Annotated in this window: 12 protein-coding genes; 4 read left to right on the top strand and 8 right to left on the bottom strand. The window is 64.8% G+C overall.

The genetic code is table 11. The features are described 5' to 3' along the window. Positions 1-3: 3 nt before the first annotated feature. Positions 4-2,370 (top strand): FdhF/YdeP family oxidoreductase, encoded by a 2,367-nt coding sequence (locus tag AC1MCD_RS00710; RefSeq protein ID WP_498674928.1) that lies wholly within the window; start codon positions 4-6, stop codon positions 2,368-2,370. Positions 2,371-2,474: 104 nt separating this feature from the next. On the opposite strand, the gene AC1MCD_RS00705 is transcribed toward AC1MCD_RS00710, so the two are convergent. From AC1MCD_RS00705 to AC1MCD_RS00680, 6 genes are all read right to left on the bottom strand, one after another. Next, entirely contained in the window at positions 2,475-4,004 is a 1,530-nt protein-coding gene (locus AC1MCD_RS00705; RefSeq protein WP_498674926.1) for an HNH endonuclease signature motif containing protein, read from the bottom strand. A 116-nt stretch (positions 4,005-4,120) separates the two neighbouring features. Next, positions 4,121-6,628 carry a GcvT family protein gene (locus tag AC1MCD_RS00700; protein ID WP_498674924.1) on the bottom strand — a complete coding sequence of 836 codons (2,508 nt, stop codon included), beginning with the start codon at positions 6,626-6,628 and terminating at the stop codon, positions 4,121-4,123. Positions 6,629-6,666: 38 nt separating this feature from the next. Beyond that, complete coding sequence (purU, locus tag AC1MCD_RS00695) at positions 6,667-7,596, bottom strand: formyltetrahydrofolate deformylase (RefSeq protein ID WP_498674921.1); 930 nt, start codon at positions 7,594-7,596, stop codon at positions 6,667-6,669. A gap of 3 nt (positions 7,597-7,599) precedes the next feature. Continuing rightward, positions 7,600-9,522, bottom strand: a complete 1,923-nt coding sequence (locus AC1MCD_RS00690) for a BCCT family transporter (RefSeq protein ID WP_498674918.1) — start codon at positions 9,520-9,522, stop codon at positions 7,600-7,602. Between the two features lie 72 nt (positions 9,523-9,594). After that, entirely contained in the window at positions 9,595-11,010 is a 1,416-nt protein-coding gene (locus AC1MCD_RS00685) for a ferredoxin reductase (RefSeq protein ID WP_498674916.1), read from the bottom strand. Beyond that, on the bottom strand, positions 11,007-12,311 hold the full coding sequence (locus AC1MCD_RS00680) for an aromatic ring-hydroxylating oxygenase subunit alpha (protein ID WP_498674915.1): 1,305 nt from the start codon (positions 12,309-12,311) through the stop codon (positions 11,007-11,009). The genes AC1MCD_RS00685 and AC1MCD_RS00680 overlap by 4 nt, the downstream gene beginning before the upstream one ends. A 159-nt stretch (positions 12,312-12,470) precedes the next feature. On the opposite strand from AC1MCD_RS00680, the gene AC1MCD_RS00675 reads away from it, so the two are divergent. Next, complete coding sequence (locus AC1MCD_RS00675) at positions 12,471-13,406, top strand: LysR family transcriptional regulator (RefSeq protein WP_498674913.1); 936 nt, start codon at positions 12,471-12,473, stop codon at positions 13,404-13,406. 36 nt (positions 13,407-13,442) lie between these two features. On the opposite strand, the gene AC1MCD_RS00670 is transcribed toward AC1MCD_RS00675, so the two are convergent. After that, positions 13,443-14,252 carry an IclR family transcriptional regulator gene (locus tag AC1MCD_RS00670; protein WP_498674911.1) on the bottom strand — a complete coding sequence of 270 codons (810 nt, stop codon included), beginning with the start codon at positions 14,250-14,252 and terminating at the stop codon, positions 13,443-13,445. A 182-nt stretch (positions 14,253-14,434) separates the two neighbouring features. After that, positions 14,435-15,106, bottom strand: a complete 672-nt coding sequence (locus AC1MCD_RS00665; RefSeq protein WP_498674909.1) for a GntR family transcriptional regulator — start codon at positions 15,104-15,106, stop codon at positions 14,435-14,437. 154 nt (positions 15,107-15,260) lie between these two features. Between AC1MCD_RS00665 and glyA the strand changes: the two genes are divergently transcribed. Then, positions 15,261-16,616, top strand: coding sequence for a serine hydroxymethyltransferase (glyA, locus tag AC1MCD_RS00660; protein ID WP_498674907.1), 1,356 nt, complete (start codon positions 15,261-15,263; stop codon positions 16,614-16,616). Then, positions 16,613-17,833: a sarcosine oxidase subunit beta family protein gene (locus tag AC1MCD_RS00655; protein WP_498674905.1), complete on the top strand. Its 1,221-nt coding sequence runs from the start codon at positions 16,613-16,615 to the stop codon at positions 17,831-17,833. Before glyA ends, AC1MCD_RS00655 begins: the two co-directional genes overlap by 4 nt. Position 17,834 lies beyond the last annotated feature (1 nt).

Genomic DNA, 17,834 nt, shown 5'->3' with positions numbered 1-17,834 from the left:
ACAATGAAGTTCGGTAAGCAGCCCGCCCCCGTCGCAGACATCAACGAGAACGACCTCGAGGTTCACAAGCCGAAGAAGGAAGCGGCCGGGGTCAAGGCTGTGATGGTCGCGCTGGAGCGCGCCGTCGCCCAGGCCGGCGTCACCCGCACGGCGCAGTCTCTGCTGCGGCTGAACCAGCAGGGTGGCTTCGACTGCCCGGGCTGCGCCTGGCCCGAATCGGCCACGAAGCGCAAGGCGGCCGAGTTCTGCGAAAACGGGGCCAAGGCAGTAGCCGAGGAGAACACCCTCCGCACGGTCGGGGCGGAGTTCTGGGCCAAGCACTCCATTGCCGAACTCTCCACCAAGACCGAATACTGGCTGGGCAACCAGGGCCGGCTGAGCGAACCGATGGTGATCCGCGAGGGCGAGGCCCACTATTCCCCGATCTCCTGGGCTGATGCCTTCGACCTCGTTGGCGAACACATCCGCGCCTCCACCCCGGACCGCTGTGTCTTCTACACCTCCGGGCGCACGGCGAACGAGACGGCCTTTATGTACCAGCTGTTCGCGCGCGCCCTGGGCACCAACAACCTGCCGGACTGCTCGAACATGTGCCACGAGTCCTCGGGCTCAGCGCTGAACCCGACCATCGGCATCGGCAAGGGAACCGTCTCCTTGGAGGACATCCACGACTCCGAGCTCATTTTCGTCGTCGGGCAGAACCCCGGCACCAACCATCCCCGTATGCTCTCGGCCCTGAAGGAATGCAAGGACAAGGGCGGCAAGGTAGTGGCGGTCAACCCGCTCCCCGAGGCCGGCCTGTTCAACTTCAAGGATCCGCAGACCGTTTCGGGTGTGGTGGGCGGCGGCACGCCGCTGGCAGACGAGTACCTCCAGATCAAGGTGGGCGGTGACCTGGCTCTGTTCCAGGCGCTCGGCCACCTGCTCCTGGCGGAGGAGGAACGCAACCCGGGCACCGTCGTCGACCGTTCCTTTGTCGACGCGCAGACCGACGGATTCGACGCCTACCGCGACGCACGCGGCGAACTGGACTGGGACGAGACCGAGAAGGCCACCGGACTTTCCCGCGAGCAGATCGAGACCGTGGCCGGGATGCTCATCAAGTCCAAGGCCACGATCTTCTGTTGGGCCCTCGGAGTGACGCAGCAGCCGCACTCGGTGGACACCATCAAGGAAATGGTCAACGTCCTGCTCCTGCAGGGGAACTTCGGCAAGCCCGGCGCCGGCGCCTGCCCCGTCCGCGGGCATTCCAACGTCCAGGGCGACCGGACCATGGGTATCTGGGAAAAGCCCAAGGAGTGGCTCCTTGAGGCACTCGACAGCGAGTTCGGGATTACCTCGCCGCGCCATCACGGCTACGACGCCGTGGAAGCCATGGAAGCGTTCGAACGTGACGAGGTGGACGTTTTTGTGTCCATGGGCGGCAACTTCTCGCTCGCGTGCTCCGACACGGAAACGCTGGAAGCCGGCATGCAGCGGATCGGCCTGACCGTGCACATCTCCACCAAGCCCAACCGGTCCCACGTGGTGCACGGCCGGACCTCGCTGATCCTGCCCACACTGGGCCGGACGGACAAGGACGACAAACACCCCAAGGGCGCGCAATTCCTTTCGGTCGAAGACTCCATGTCCGTGGTCCACTCCACCCAGGGCCGCCTGACCCCGGTTTCCGAGCACCTGCTGGCGGAGCCGGTGATCGTCGCGCGGATGGCCGAGGCAACTTTGGGCGACGGCGGTCCGGTGGATTGGAAGGCCATGGCCGAGGACTACGACGTGGTCCGGGACCACATCTCGCGCGTCCTGCCAGGTTTTGAGGACTTCAACACCCGAGTCCGGACCAAGAACGGCTTTGTGCTGCCCAACCCGCCGCGCGACACCCGGTCGTTCAAGACGGACATCCGCCGCGGCCGTTTCACGGTCAGCCCACTGGAATACCTGACACCGCCCGACGGGCACCTGGTGCTCCAGACCATCCGCAGCCACGACCAGTACAACACCACGTTCTACGGCCTGGACGACCGCTACCGAGGGATCTCAGGCGGCCGCCGGGTCATTCTGGTGCACCCGGAAGACCTGGCCGAGATGGGCTTCGAGGACCGGGACCTCGTGGACGTCGTTAGCACCTTCCGCGGGCACGACCGGCAGGCAGACAAGTTCCGCCTCGTGGCCTACCCGACGGCGAAGGGCTGCGCCGCCGCATACTTCCCCGAAGCCAACGCCCTGGTCCACAAGGAAAACGTGGCGCGGGAGTCCAACACGCCTGGCTTCAAAGCGATGTTCGTCCGCTTCGTCCCGCACCTCGCTGCCACAGCCGACGAGGAGGCCGCCGGGGCAGAAGCCGGGGAGCTCGAAGCGGCCGGCGCGGTGTAGTCCCGCAGCCCTCCTTTCAAGCGCTTATGACGACGGCGACACTCGGCAAAAGCCGGGCGTCGCCGTCCACCACGGGGCGGTTGAGCCTGCCGAACCACGTGCTGTCAGGCGGGTGGGGCGTGAAGGAGCCGCTGCAGGGCTTCTTCAACCGGGGAGCGCCAGGCGTAGACAAAGTCCGGATAACCGGCGATTGAGGCTTTCTGCCGTTGCGGACCAGGGTCCAGTCGTAGAGCCAGTTTGTCTGGCCAGTGGGGTGGTTCCCAGTCCTGGTGTTCGCTCTTGTAGTGCCTGCCCGAGGGTGAGATCCAGCCGGGCGGTTCGTTCTTGGCGGCCGGGGTGGGTTTCCAGGCGCTCGTATGTCTGAGGCGGTGGTGCTTGGGGCAGGGCTGGCCCAGATTCGCTATGCCGGTGGTTCCGCCCTTGTGCCAGGCGAGGAGGTGGTCCGCTTCGTTGTCCAGGGAGCTGTTGCTGCAGCCGGGGAACGGGCACTTGCCGTCGCGCAGCCGCAGCCATTGCCGCATGGCTTTGGTGAGCCGGTAGCTGGTGCGGCCGATCTCCAGGGGCGCCCCGTCCCGCGGATCGACCAGGACCCGGTAGAACGAATCGGCGCCGTTCGCTACGAGGTCCCGGGCCATCGACGCCGGGATCGGCCCGTACCCGTCGAGCATCGCCGGCTCATCGGTGGCGCCGAGGAGGGAAAACACCGGCACTGTCACCAGCACCTGGGCCCGCGGCGGCGGGACCTGCCCCGGACCGTATTCCGCCGGGTCGGCGTGGCTGATGGTATTACCACTGTCTGCCGGGTTCCCGTTGCTGAGCTGGGTTCCGCCGCTGAGGAGGGCGGTGGCGAAGGCATCGGCGCGGAGCTGTGTGAGGGTGCGGGGTTCGTCGGGCCCTGCAGCCCGCGCCACAGCGGTGGTGCGGTTCCAGATCGCTGCCCCCTGGTCCGCGGGCAGGTAGGCCGTGAGCCAGGCCATCCCGTCCTGGTCCGGCGCGTACTCGACGCGACGGTCCAGGACACCCTTGGCGTGGCGCTTTTCGATGCTCTCGGCGTGGTGACGTTCCCGCCACGTGCGGGCCCGGTGACGGAACCGGGATGCCGGCATTTCCCCGGCGGGACACCCGCGGGCCGAGCCCGGCGAGTCCGGGTCCAGGAAGTGGGCCTCCAGCGCTGCGGCACCGGCCCGGTCAAGGGTGGCGGCTTCGTCCGCCATCACCCGGGCATGCTGCCACGAAATAACACCGTTCTGCAGGGCGGCCAGGGTCAGCGGCAAGGTAGTGGTCAGGGCGTGCGAAATGACCAGGAACGAACCCGCCGCCCGCTCACCGATGGTCAGGGCACACGCAACCTCCGCCGTGACTGCCATCTCCTGGGCCTGCACCGAAGCATCCGGCGGGGCAGCGGCCTGGGCAGTGTCCGCGTATGTCACGGCAGCTAGTGCTTTCAACCCGGCCATCTGCGCATCCGCTCCCGCGGCCCCGGCCAGAATATCCAGGCAATCCCCGGACAATTCCTGCAACGGATCGCCCTCCGCAGAAAGACCACCGGAACCGGATTCGTTCACCACGCCGGTGAGCACAGAAACGGCCGCGGTGATGTCCGCAAACGCCTTCGCCACCACCGGATTCCTCATGACTTCATCATCCATCGAGGGTCTGACATTTAAGGAAGACAGCCGCTGAGCACGCGAAAACCGGGGGCCGCCGGCCTGGCATCCCCCGGTTTTCGAGTGGCTCAATCACCGATAAGTCAGCCGCGCAGCCTCTCCATACCCGGATCGAACAGCGGCTCGGCCGTGACGGTGGCCGCCACGCGGCGCCCGAAGTACTCGATCTCAACGGAATCACCGACAGAAACTGCAGAAGGCAGCCAGGCGTACGCAATCGGCTTACGGACGGAGTAGCCGTAGGCGGCGCTAGTGACGTAACCGGCTGCAGAACCATCCACGTACACAGGTTCCTTGCCCAGCACGATGGAAGTACCGTCGTCGACCGTCAGGCATCGCAGCGCCCGCGTAACCGGCTGCTCCTTGCGGGCAATCAAAGCTTCTGCACCCACAAACCCCGTCTTGTCCTTGGCCACGGAGAAGCCCAGGCCGGACTCAAACGGGTGGTGCTCAGACGTCATGTCAGTGCCCCACAGCCGGTAGCCCTTCTCAAGCCGCATGCTGTTGAACGCGCCACGCCCGGCGGCAACAATGCCGTGCTCCCGGCCGGCCTCAAACAGCAGGTCCCAGAGCTTCAGCCCGTACTCGGCCGTCGTGTAGAGCTCCCAGCCAAGCTCGCCCACGTAAGAGAGCCGCATGGCCGTAACGGGGATGCCGCCCACCGAGATTTCCTTGGTCCGGAAGTACTTCAGGCCGTCGTTGGTGAGGTCGTCGGAGCTGACCTTGCCAATCACTTCGCGCGCCAACGGTCCCCACAGCCCGATGCAGCAGGTGGTGCCGGTGATATCGGTGACGTGCACCCACTGCGCGGGATCCGCGGCCGACTGCTTCCGCGCCTCCACTCGCAAGTAGTCAAAGTCCACGTTGCTGTTCACGCCGAGCTGGAACTCTTCCTCCGCCAAACGCGCCACCGTCACGTCGCTGCGGATGCCGCCGTCGTGCTCCAACAGCAGGCAGTACGTCACGGCACCCGGCTTTTTGGCGATGTTTCCGGTGCTGAGCCGGTGCAGCAGTGCCTGCGCGCCGGGGCCGGCGACGGAGAGCCGCTTCAGCGGCGTCATGTCATAAAGTCCGACGGCGGTGCGCGTCTTCCACGCCTCGGCTGCGGAAATGGGGGAAGAGAACATGGCCGACCACTCATCCCGCGGAGGCGTCTGCCATTCCTCCGGCAGTTCCTCGAGCAGGCCGCGGTTGGCCTCGAACCAGTGCGGCCGCTCCCAGCCGGCTGACTCCAGGAAGAACGCCCCCAGTTCCTTCTGCCGGACGTTGAACGGGCTGACGCGCAGGTCCCGCGGGGATTCCCTGGGCTGCAGCGGGTGCATCACATCGTAGATCTCCACGAAGTTCTGCTGCGACGTCTCGCTGACGTAGGCGTCGGAAGTCTGGACCTTTTCGAAGCGGGTTAGCTCGGTTCCGTGCAGGTCGGTGCGGGACCGGCCCTCGATCAGCAGTTCGGCCATGGCCTTGGCCACGCCGGCGGAGTGCGTCACCCAGACGGCTTCGGCAACAAAGAGGCCCTGGAGGTCGGGCGCCTCGCCCATGAGCGGGCCGCCGTCGGGGGTGAAGGAGAAGATGCCGTTGAAGCCGTCCTGGATCTCGGAGCTGCGCAGTGCCGGCAGCAGGTCCTGGCTGTCCTCCCAAGCGGGCAGGAAGTCTTCCAGGGTGAACTCCAGGCGGGAGGGCATGCGGTGGTCCGACATTTCCTCTGCGGAAACCTTCGGCAGGGCGGACATGTCCACCGGCATGGGCCGGTGGGCGTAGCTGCCGATGCCGATGCGGTCGCCCCATTCGCGGTAGTACAGGTCCCTGTCCTGGTAGCGCAGGATGGGCTTGCTGGCACCCTTGGGAAGCTCGTTGACGCCCTCAAGTTCGGGCAGCGGAGTGCTGATGGCGTACTGGTGGGCCAGCGGCAGCAGCGGGACTTCCAGGCCCACCATCTTGCCGAGTTCACGGCCCCAAAAACCTGCGCATGACACCACGATGTCCGCCGGGATCAGTCCGTTGTCGGTTTCGACGCCGGTCACCTTGCCGCCCTCCTGGGCAATGCCGGTCACCGTAGTGGAGCCTTGGAACGTCACGCCACGCTCGCTGGAGCGCTCGATCAGCAGCTCTACCGCACGGGCGGCCAGGGCCACGCCGTCGGTGGGGATGAGCAGGCCGCCCAGGACTTCGCGGCCGCCGGTGAGCTTGCCGGTGTTCAGGAGGGGGTAGATCTTTTCGCATTCGTCGGCGTCGACGATCCGGCTTTCGACGCCCCAGGAGGTCATCACACCCATCTTGCGCTTGAGGTCGGCGAGGCGCTCGGGGGTGGTTGCCAGCTCCAGGCCGCCCACCTGGTTGAAGCAGGACTCGCCGTCCTTGCTCAGGGCCAGCAGCTTGTTCACCGTGTAGGTCGCGAATTCGGTCATGGTCCGTGACGGGTTGTTCTGGAACACGAGGCCCGGCGCGTGCGAGGTGGAGCCGCCGGCAAGTTCCAGAGGGCCCTGTTCCACCACCGTGGTGTTGGTCCAGCCGCGGGTGGCGAGTTCGTCGGCAAGATTGGTTCCGACAATGCCGGCGCCGATAATGACAACGCGTGGTGATGCGCTCATGGTGTTGATTCTCCTGTGTGGCTTGGCGGGCGTTGGCGTTAGCGGAAGACGACGGTGCGGGTGTTGTTGAGCAGGACCCGGTGCTGGCTGTGCCACCTGACGGCGCGGGACAGTGCCTGCGATTCGGCATCCCTGCCTACAGTGACCAGTGCGTTCGGGTCCAGGCTGTGGTCAACCCGGAACACTTCCTGCTCGATGATCGGCCCCTCGTCCAGGTCTGCGGTGACGTAGTGCGCGGTGGCTCCGATGAGCTTCACGCCGCGGTCATAGGCCTGGTGGTAGGGCTTGGCCCCCTTGAACCCGGGCAGGAAGGAATGGTGGATGTTGATGGCGCGGCCGCGGAGGCTGGCGCACAGGTCGTTGGACAGGACCTGCATGTAGCGGGCCAGGACCACCAGGTCCGCGTTGTACTCGGCCACCAGTTCCAGCAGGCGTGCTTCCGCTTCGGACTTGGTAGCGGCCGTCACCGGGACGTGGATGAACGGCAGGCCGGCGGCTTCCGCCATGGGGCGGAGGTCCTCGTGGTTGGACACCACGACGGCGATCTCCGCACCGAGGCTGCCGGCGCGCCAGCGGAAGATGAGGTCGTTGAGGCAGTGGCCGAACTTCGAAACCATCACCAGCAGGCGCTGGGGGCGGCCGTCGTGGATGGCGAATTCCATGTCGAACTCATCGGCGATGGCAGCGAACTCCGCGCTGAGGCCTTCCGCGGTAACTTCCTTGTCTCCCGGAGTGAAGGCCGTGCGCAGGTAGAGCTTGCCGCTGATGTGGTCATCGAACTGCTGGTGTTCAACAATGTCGAAGCCGCGATCAGCGAGGAATGCGGTGATGGCCCGGACGATTCCGGGGCGCTCCGGGCACGCAAGGGTAAGGACGTACTGTACGGTGTCGGTGCCGCGGACGCCGGCGACGTCGCCGGCCTCCACCGTCACGTTACCGGTGGGGCGGCCTTCGAGGACTGTGGTCATGGTCTACTCCTGGTTCTTTGCGGGGGCTTGGGTGTCAGCGGGGGAAGCCGCGCAGCGGGCGTCGTCCGGACAACGCTGATCACATTGATGCTTGGTAACGAGATCAAACTGGACCCCGCCGTGCTGGTCCACGCCGCTGCGAATGGCGCGCTCCACTACGGAGTCCGCCAGCCGGCGCCGGAGGGACAGCGGATCCCGGCGCAGGTCCTTGACCAGGGCGAAGCACAGCAGCAGCATGACCAGCACGAATGGCAGGGCCGCCACAATGGTGATCCGCTGCAGGCCGGAGAGCGCCTCGGACGGTTCATCACCGCCGGCCAGCATCATCACGGCGGCCACCGCCCCGGTGAGCAGGCCCCAGAAGATGACCAGGCCGCGCTTCGGGTCGGAGGACCCATTGGAGCTCAGTGACGCCATGATGATCGACGCCGAGTCGGCCCCGGTGATGAAGAAAATGGCCACCAGGACCATGGCCAGGATGATGACCGCAGTGGTCAGCCAGGCAGGCATGGACATGTTCTTCACCAGGTCGAACAGTGCTCCGTCGAAATCGATGGACGGTGCCCCGTTAACCATGGACACCAGGCCGGTGGTGCCCGCCTTGACCGCTTCCTGCTGGACGTGGAAAGCCGTTCCGCCAAAGATTCCGAACCAGATGACGCTGACGATGCTCGGGACCAGCAGGACGCCGGTAACGAACTGGCGGATGGTCCGCCCGCGGCTGATCCGGGCGATGAACATGCCGACAAAAGGCGTCCAGGAGACCCACCAGGCCCAGTAGAAGATGGTCCAGCCGGACATCCATTTGCGCAGGGCCTCGTCACCGACTGCCTCGGTACGTGAGGACATTTCGGCCAGATCCCTGGCGTAGTCGCCCACAGCAGCCGGGATTAGGTTGAGGATGAAGAGGGTGGGTCCGGCGATGAAGACGATGAGCGCCAGGACCACGGCCAGGACCATGTTGATGTTGGACAGCCACTGGATGCCGCGGCTGATGCCGGACACGGCCGAGGCCACAAAGCAGGCCGTCAGGATGGCAACGATGGCCACCAGCACGGGGGTGCCGATTTCGCCGATCCAGCCGTTGGACGTCAGGCCGCTGCCGATCTGCAGTGCACCGAGGCCGAGGGATGCTGCCGTGCCGAAGAGCGTGGCAAAGATCGCGAGAATGTTGATGAACTTCCCCACCGGCCCTTCCACGGTCCGGATACCGAACAGCGACGTAAACGCTGCGGAGATCAGTTGCCTGCGGCCCAGGCGGTAGGTGCCGTAGGCCATGGCAATGCCAACCACTGCGTACATGGCCCACGGGTGGAGGGTCCAGTGAAAGATGGAGGTTGCCATGGCCGTCTGGATGGCGGCAGGCGTGCTCCCGTCCACGGTTCCGGGCGGCGGGGAGACGTAGTGGTAGAGCGGCTCGGCGACGCCGTAGAACATCAGGCCGATGCCCATGCCGGCCGCGAACATCATGGAGATCCAGGAGACCGTCTTGAACTCAGGTTTTTCGCCGTCCTTGCCCAGTGGGATATTGCCCCACTTGCCAAGGGCCAGCCAGAGGACAAAGACAACAAACAGTGAGGCAAGGACCATGAAAAGCCAGCCGGTGTACTCCATCACCCAGTCGAGGGCGAGTGTCGAGGTGGTGGCGAGGCTGTCGCGGCCGAGGAAGCCCCAGGCCACGAAGGCCAGGGCGACGGCGCCGGTGATGCCGAAGGTGGCCTTGTCGAGGGTGAGCTTACGGTTGCGGCGGTTTGCCACCGCCTGCTCGGCCTTGGTCTGGCGGAGTTCCTGCATGATCTGTTCGGTGTCCTCCGCGTCGTGTGAGCCGTGGGAGGAAGGAGAGTTCTCCAGAGCAGGAACGAGTGTGGACTCCTCCAGCTCAAGGGGGGTTTGGGCATCCGTGCGGATGTCGCTACTCAAAGCCATGTCAGGTCCTTTGGTTTGAATTCACGGGATGACGCTGTACTCCGGCGTCCCCAAGCCGGGTTGAAACAAGGGCTAGGCATCGATAACCAGGTCCGTCTGCGCTGTGGAGCAGCAGGGCAGGAACTTGCCTGCAGAGATTTCCCGCGCCCGGATCCCGCCCTGGTGGTTCATCTCGATCTCACCTGAAAGCTTGACGACCTTGCAGGAGCCGCACATGCCTTCCTTGCAGTTCGCGCCGATCCTGACGCCCGCACGCTGGGCCACCTCGAGGATGCGCTCGGCGGGGTCGATCCGCACATTGATGCCGGTACGTATGAAGGACATGGTGAGGTCGCCCGTTCCCACCGTGCCGAAGCTCGAGGCATCAGGGGAACCGGCTTCCGGCTCCCCGCCCGGGCTGTCGGCGGAGGGGTCGGAGCCGGGCGTTTCCGGGTCGACGATTTCCAGCGGCAGGCCCGAAGCCTGCAGAGTCCCATCAGCGTCGTAGCCAGGCTCGTAGAGCCCGAACGCGGCGGGCTGGCCTTCAAAGTAGTCCTCGGCGGATTCGGCGATCTCCTCGGCGATCTCCTCCGCGACGTCGGCTGCAAGTGCCACCTCCGCCTGGTATTCAAGGAGCGTCTGGCGGTCTCCGGAGAAGAACTCCATATGGATGGAAGTGTCGTCCACGCCGACCTTCTTGAGGAGCTCAGTGGCGGTGTTCAGGTAACCCTCGGGACCGCATGCGTACACCTGACGGCCGTTGGCGTCCGGAGCCACCTCCTCGAGCATGGCCGCCGTCAGCCTTCCGCTGAGTCCTTCCCACCCCTCGGGGATGCTGCGGTCGCCCAGCGAGTAGTAGACCTTGATGCGTGAGTCCACGGAGGCGATATAGGCCAGCTCCCGGTGGAAGGCAAAGCCTCCAGCATCCGAGCCGTGGTAGAGCACCACAACATCGGCGTGTCCGGGCAGGGAGTGGATGGTCCGCATCATGGACATGATGGGAGTGATGCCTGCGCCGGCGGCAAGCAAAAGATACCGTGCCCGGCGGTCAGCATCGGGCAGGTGGAATGCTCCCACCGGTCCCAGCATCTCAAGAACGGTGCCGGGTTTGACGTTCTCGTGCACCCACGGCGAGACCAGCCCCGTGGAATCGCACTTGACGGTAATGCTGAAGGTCCACGGCTCGGTGGGCGAACTGGACAGCGAGTAGCTGCGGTCCACCGGTTCCTGGTCCTCGCCATTCACGGGAAATGCGACGTTCACGTACTGGCCGGCACGGAACGCCAGGGGCGCACCGTCGCAGCGTCGGAACACGAAGGTCATCATGGCGCCGGCCTCGGGAATAGTCTCGACGCATTCGGCCATGAACTCCTGCGGATGCCATGGGCCCAAAGCACGGGCTGCCCGGGCGGGTGTCTCAGTGCTTCCCATCACCCTGTTCCAGGGCATCTCAAGACCGCGAATACGCTGTGGTTCCTGGATTGCCGTTTCAGTGAGGAGTTCAATCACGCCAAGTGCTCCTGCACGCGCTGCACGTACCAGTTGATGAATGCCTCGACCTGGTATTCGCTCTTCATGTAGGGACCGGGCTCGTAGGCGGGACTGCCGGCGCCCTGCTGGCACAGCTCCACGAACGCCTTGTCCTGCAGGTTCGTCTGCTTCCAGGTGTAGGTGAGCTTCTCCAAGTCGTAGTCGACGCCTTCCACGGCGTCGTCAGCCACAAGCCAAGTGGTGCGTACCAGGCTCTGGTGTTCGTTGATGGGGAAGACGCCGAACGTGATGACATGATCGCCGAGGAAATGGAACCAGCTGTTGGGCTGCAGGTGCATCGAGCAGCGGCCAAGGCGGAAGTCGCGCAAGTCACCGAGGAGCTTCTTGGAAAGCCTTCGACCGTCGGCAGAGAACGATTCACCGTCTCCATCGAGTGATTCCCGCGAGATGCGGATTCCAGCGATGCGCGTGTCAAGCTGCTCGACCACCTCGTAGGGAAGGCCGTAGCGGCGGCAACGCTCCTCGAGGGAGGACTGGGCCTCCTTGTTCCGGTTCCACACTTCCTCAAGGTGGGGCGGGACCAGGCCCTCGGTCAGGCCCCAGGTGGGGAAGAGGGAGCAGGCGAGCTCAGGGTGGCCGTCGCAGTGGTAGCACTCACGGTTGTTCTCCATGACGAGCTTCCAGTTGCCCTCTTCGATGATGTTCTGCTGGTAGGCGATTTTTGTCTTCGAGAGATCGTGGGGCGCCAGGTAGGGTTCAAAGATCTTTGCGGTTTCGTCGAAGTCCGTCGGCGGTTCATCCGCAATGCAGACGAAGATGAGTCCGGCGACCTCGCGGCCGTGGGCGCGCTTGAGGCCGAAGCAGCTCTTGTCGAACTTCGTTTCCCCCGGCGCAGAGGCATGGATCAAATTGCCCTCTGGGGAGTAGGTCCAGGAGTGGTAGCCGCAGACCAGGTTTCCGGTTGACCCGGCAGCTTCGGTGAGAACGCGGGCGCCACGGTGGCGGCATACGTTGTGCAGGACGTTCACGGCGCCGTCGTCGTTGCGCAGCACAATCAGGGAGTAAGGCCCGTAGTCGACAGTGACGTAGTCGCCCGGCTCCGGCAGTTCGGCGGTGCTGGCGGCAAAGATCCAGTGCTGGCCGAAAATGGCCTCCATGTCGATGTTGAAGATCGAGCGATCGGTGTAGAAGGGGGCATCGAGGGAGTAGCCGGTGCGCCGGAACTCAAACAACGCGGTGATTTCTGCCAGCTGCTCGGCGGGCAAGGATGCAGCGATTTTTCCGCGTGAATTGAGGGGGACGTTCACTGAAGCAGTCATGGGTTTCCTCCCGGGAGGCATGGGTAGTGGGTGTTGCGTGTTGGCCACGGGTGCGCGGGTGCTAACGGCGTGATCGAAGAACTTGTAATGATGAGATTAGGGTCACAACAGCAGCAATAAAAGCGCAAGATTTTGAAGATAACCATGCAGAATAGATGCATGATCGATGCGAGGCTCATCACACTGCGCGTATTCGCCCGGTGCGGGACCATTGGAGCGACCGCGGAACTCACGGGCTATTCCCCCTCTGCCGTCTCCGCGCAATTGCGGGAACTCCAGCGCGTGCTTGGAATGCAGCTGCTGACGAAAGACGGCCGGGGCCTGCGCCTTACCGCCACGGGACGCTTTCTCGTGGCGGGCTCGGATCCCCTCATTGCCCAGTGGGAGAGCCTGCGCGCCGCAGCCATGGAGGCCGGCGAGCAGGTGCAGTCCCACTTTGGCCTCGGCGGATTCTCCTCTGCAGCCGCCCAGTTGCTCGCGCCGCTGGCGGCCACCCTGCGCTCAAGGCACCCCCTGCTGGAGGTGCAGGTTCTTGAGGCTGATCCGGCCCGCTGCTTCGACTTGTTGATTGCGGAACGAATCGACCTTGCAGTTATCGTCGCCATGCAGTCCGACAGTTACGGTGAGGGCGATCCGCGCTTCGAGCAGAGAGTGCTGCTCGACGATCCACTGGACGTGATCATTCCCGGTGACCATCCGCTGGCATCACGGGAAACAGCGACGCTTGAAGAGCTGGCATCGGAACCCTGGATCACGGAGGCCGCCGGTTCCACCTACCATTCCCTCTTCACCGCGGCGTTCACGGCAGTCGGGGTGACCCCCCGGATTGCCCATGAAGCCGTTGAATGGGAAACCCACATCGCATTCGTGGCAGCGGGGCTGGGCGTCGGCCTGCTGCCCCGGCTCGCGCCTTTGCATGGTGCCGAAAACGTGGTTCGGCTACGTATCACGGGTCAGACGAAACCTACGCGCCGCATCGTCGCCGCGGTGCGCAGGGGCAGCATCGCCTCACCCCTGATCCAGGAGTCGCTCGGCATCCTGCAGGTCAACGCCAACCGGATCCTCACCGCCCGGCTCGAAGAGGAGGATCTCTGAGCGCTGCCGGCGTGGGGCGTTCAGGGACCTGATGCCCTAGCGGCGGGTGTAGCCCATCTTTGCGCTGACCTGCAGGCCCGCCTGCTTCAGCGCCTCGATGAGCCCAGGCGCCTTTTCAGGATCGAAGCGGAAGGCCGGCCCGGAAATACTGACGGCACCGATCACGGCACCCATGTGATTGAAGACCGGGACAGCGGCCGCAGTCAGTCCGATCTCGAACTCCTCCCGCACCACTGCGTAACCGTGGCGGGCAACGTCAAGCAGCTGGTTTTCGAGTTCTTTCCGATTGGCGATGGTCCGCGGAGTCCGCTGCGGCAGTCCGGTCTCCTTGAGGATACGGTCCCGCTCGTCCGCGGACAGCGCCGCCAGCAGCACCTTCCCGCTCGAGGTGGCGTGGAGCGGCGTCAGGTTGCCCACCCAGTCATAGGTGGCCAAGGTGGACGGCCCCATCGCCTGATCCACGTTGACCGCGTAGTTCGAGCGCAGGACAGCGAGATTCACCGTCTCTTTAAATTCGTCGGCCAGGCTTTCCAAGATGGGGCGGGCCTCGCGGACCAGGCTCAGCCTGCCCGGGATGGAGCTGGCCAGCCGCAGGATGCCGAAGCCAAGCTGGTACTTTCCGCGATCACTGTTCTGGTGGACCATCTCCCGGCTCACAAGCGAACCCAGCAGCCGGGAGACTGTGGATTTGTGGATTCCCATCTCCTCGGCGATGTCGCTCACGCCGGCGTGACCGTCCCGCGCCAGGATTTCCAGGACCGCGAGGGCCCGGTCCACGGACTGGACACCGCCGTGCTGGCCCGCCTCCGCATCGCCGTCGGGTTCACGTTCATTTTTCGCAGCCATGGTCCATAGTCTCAAGTAGGTGGCCCGTGGTGAAATCAGGGCCGCGCAAAGTCAGCGGAAACCGTTGCTGTGCGCGAGCGCTATCGCCTCGGTGCGGGACGATGCGCCGATCTTCCGCTAAAGGTCCCGGAGATGGAACTTCACCGCGTTCTCACCGATGTGAAGTTGTGCACTAACGGCTTTTACAGCACCTTGCGGATGGTTTCCTCAAAGCTCGTCACGTGGTGCAGGGCCAGCTCCCCGGCCTTGTCCGCATCACCCTCGGCCACAGCCCTGAGCAGGTCCACATGCTCGGTGATGTGGCCGCTGACTGACGGCAGTTTGTCCAGGACCAAGCACCAAATACGGGTGGCAAGGTTGTCGTAGCGGATCAGCGTGTCTTCCAGGTGCGGATTCGCAGCCGCCTTGTAGATCAGCCGGTGCACGGTCAGGTCATACCGCATCAGGTCACGCGACTCCGCGGGGTCGGGCTCGAGCCCTGCGATGGTGTCAGCGACTTTCAATAGTTCACGGCGCATGGCCGCGTTCGCCCGGATGGCAGCACTGCGCGCAGCGAGCGGTTCCAGCAGCTCGCGGACTTCTGAGACATCGGCCAGTTCCGTGAAGTCCACGCTGGTGGCAAAGGTTCCGCGGCGCGGATACGAAATAACCAGATGGTCCACCTCCAGCCGTTTGATAGCCTCGCGCACGGGTGTCCGCCCGAAGCCAAGCTCGGCGGCCAATTGCCCGTCATTGATCGGCTCCCCCGGGCGGATCTCAAGCATGATCAGCTTGTCCCGCAGCTGCCGATATGCAGCCTCGGCCTGGGACAGCACCTCGTCCTCCGCTGGGGGCAGGGCAAGAATTGCATTCACGGCGCCGCTCCGTTCTTTCGATACCGCTGAACCACAAGTTGTAGCTTTACGCCGGTTTCGGTCCAGCTATTGACTCTGCTGTGATCCTAATCATACCATTGACCTCACACTGATATATCAGTCATAACAACAGTGGTATTTCAAAGGAGCACCCGTGGTTGAGCAGTTGAACGAGCGACTTTCCGCAGTCGATCCCGAGGTCCAGCAGGCCATCAATGACGAGCTGGTCCGCCAGCAGTCGACGCTGGAAATGATCGCCTCGGAGAATTTCGCGCCGTCCGCCGTGATGGAAGCCCAGGGCTCTGTCCTGACAAACAAATACGCCGAGGGCTACCCGGGCAAGCGCTACTACGGTGGCTGCGAGCACGTGGACGTCATCGAGCAGCTGGCCATCGACCGTGTCAAGGCCCTGTTCGGTGCTGAATTCGCCAACGTGCAGCCCCACTCCGGCGCACAGGCCAACGCCGCAGCCATGTTCGCGCTGCTGAACCCGGGCGATACCATCATGGGCCTGAACCTCGCCCACGGCGGCCACCTGACCCACGGCATGAAGATCAACTTCTCCGGCAAGCTGTACAACGTGGTCCCGTACCACGTCCGCGAATCCGACCTCCGCGTGGACATGGCCGAGGTGGAAGCACTGGCCCTGGAACACCGCCCGAAGCTCATCGTCGCCGGCTGGTCCGCCTACTCCCGCCAGCTCGACTTCGCCGAGTTCCGCCGCATCGCTGATCTCGTGGGCGCCTACCTCATGGTGGACATGGCGCACTTCGCCGGCCTGGTGGCCGCCGGACTGCACCCGAACCCGGTGCCGTACGCCGACGTCGTCACCACCACCACCCACAAGACCCTCGGCGGTCCGCGCGGCGGCGTCATCCTCGCCAAGGAGCAGTACGCCAAGAAGATCAACAGCGCAGTATTCCCCGGCCAGCAGGGCGGCCCGCTGGAGCACGTCATCGCTGCCAAGGCCGTGGCCTTCAAGCTCGCCGGCAGCCCGGAGTTCAAGGAACGCCAGGAACGCGTCCTGCAGGGATCCAAGCTCCTGGCCGAACGGCTCCTCCACGACGACGTTGCCGCGGCCGGAATCTCCGTGGTCAACGGGGGCACCGACGTTCACCTTGTCCTGGTGGACCTCCGCAATTCAGAACTGGACGGACAGCAGGCCGAAGACGCCCTGCACCGCATCGGCATCACCGTCAACCGCAACGCCGTCCCCTTCGACCCCCGCCCGCCTATGGTGTCCTCCGGCCTCCGGATCGGCACGCCGGCGCTGGCCACCCGCGGGTTCGGCGCCACCGAATTCACGGAAGTTGCGGACATCATCGCGACGGCGCTCATCGCCGCCGCGGGCAACGGCACCACCGGGACGACGTCCCTGAGCGAGAGCACCGTCGTCGAACTCCGTGCCCGCGTCACCGCACTTGCAGACAAATTCCCCCTCTACCCCCACCTCAACAGCAACGACGAGATCGCAGCTTTTGAAAACGACATGATCGGAGCAGCCCAGTGAGCGCAGATCTCCTCCCCGAGCACCCGGACTTCCTCTGGCGCAACCCGGAACCCAAGTCCTCCTACGACGCCGTCATTGTTGGCGGCGGCGGGCACGGCCTCGCCACCGCCTACTTCCTGGCCAAGAACCACGGCATGACCAACATCGCCGTCCTGGAAAAGGGCTGGCTCGCCGGCGGCAACATGGCCCGGAACACCACCATCATCCGTTCCAACTACCTCTGGGACGAGAGCGCGGCCATCTACGAGCACGCCCTCAAGCTCTGGGAGATCCTGCCCGAGGAACTCGAGTACGACTTCCTGTTCAGCCAGCGCGGCGTCATGAACCTCGCCCACACGCTGGGCGACGTCCGCGAGAGCATGCGCCGCGTGGGAGCGAACCAGCTCAACGGCGTGGACGCTGAGTGGCTGGACCCGAAGCAGGTCAAGGAACTCTGCCCCATCCTGAACATCAGCGACAACATCCGCTACCCCGTTATGGGCGCCACCTACCAGCCCCGGGCCGGCATCGCCAAGCACGACCACGTGGCCTGGGCCTTCGCCCGCAAGTGCGATGAGCTCGGCGTGGACATCATCCAGAACTGCGAAGTCACCGGCTTCGTCAAGGACGGCAACCGTGTGGTGGGCGTCAAGACCAACAAGGGCACCATCAACACCGAGAAGGTTGGCCTGGCGGCCGCCGGACACAGCTCGGTCCTCGCGGAAATGGCCGGCTTCCGGCTCCCCATCCAGTCCCACCCGCTCCAGGCCCTGGTCTCCGAGCTGCACGAACCGGTACACCCCACCGTGGTCATGTCCAACCACGTGCACGTCTACGTCTCCCAGGCCCACAAGGGCGAACTGGTGATGGGCGCCGGCGTGGACTCCTACAACGGCTACGGCCAGCGCGGCTCCTTCCACGTGATCGAGCACCAGATGGCAGCCGCCGTCGAGCTCTTCCCCATCTTTGCCCGGGCGCACGTGCTCCGGACCTGGGGCGGAATCGTGGACACCACCCTGGACGCCTCGCCCATCGTGGGCAACACCCCGGTGGAGAACATGTTCGTGAACTGCGGCTGGGGCACCGGTGGCTTCAAGGCCACGCCGGCCGCCGGCCTGACGTTTGCGCACAACATCGCCACCGGCACGCCGCACCAGCTGAACAAGCCGTTTGCCCTGGAACGCTTCGAAACCGGCGCGCTGATCGACGAACACGGCGCAGCCGCCGTCGCCCACTAGC

It is taken from the genome of Arthrobacter sp. BF1 (assembly GCF_056680215.1).
This window is presented reverse-complemented; position numbering and strand designations above follow the sequence as displayed.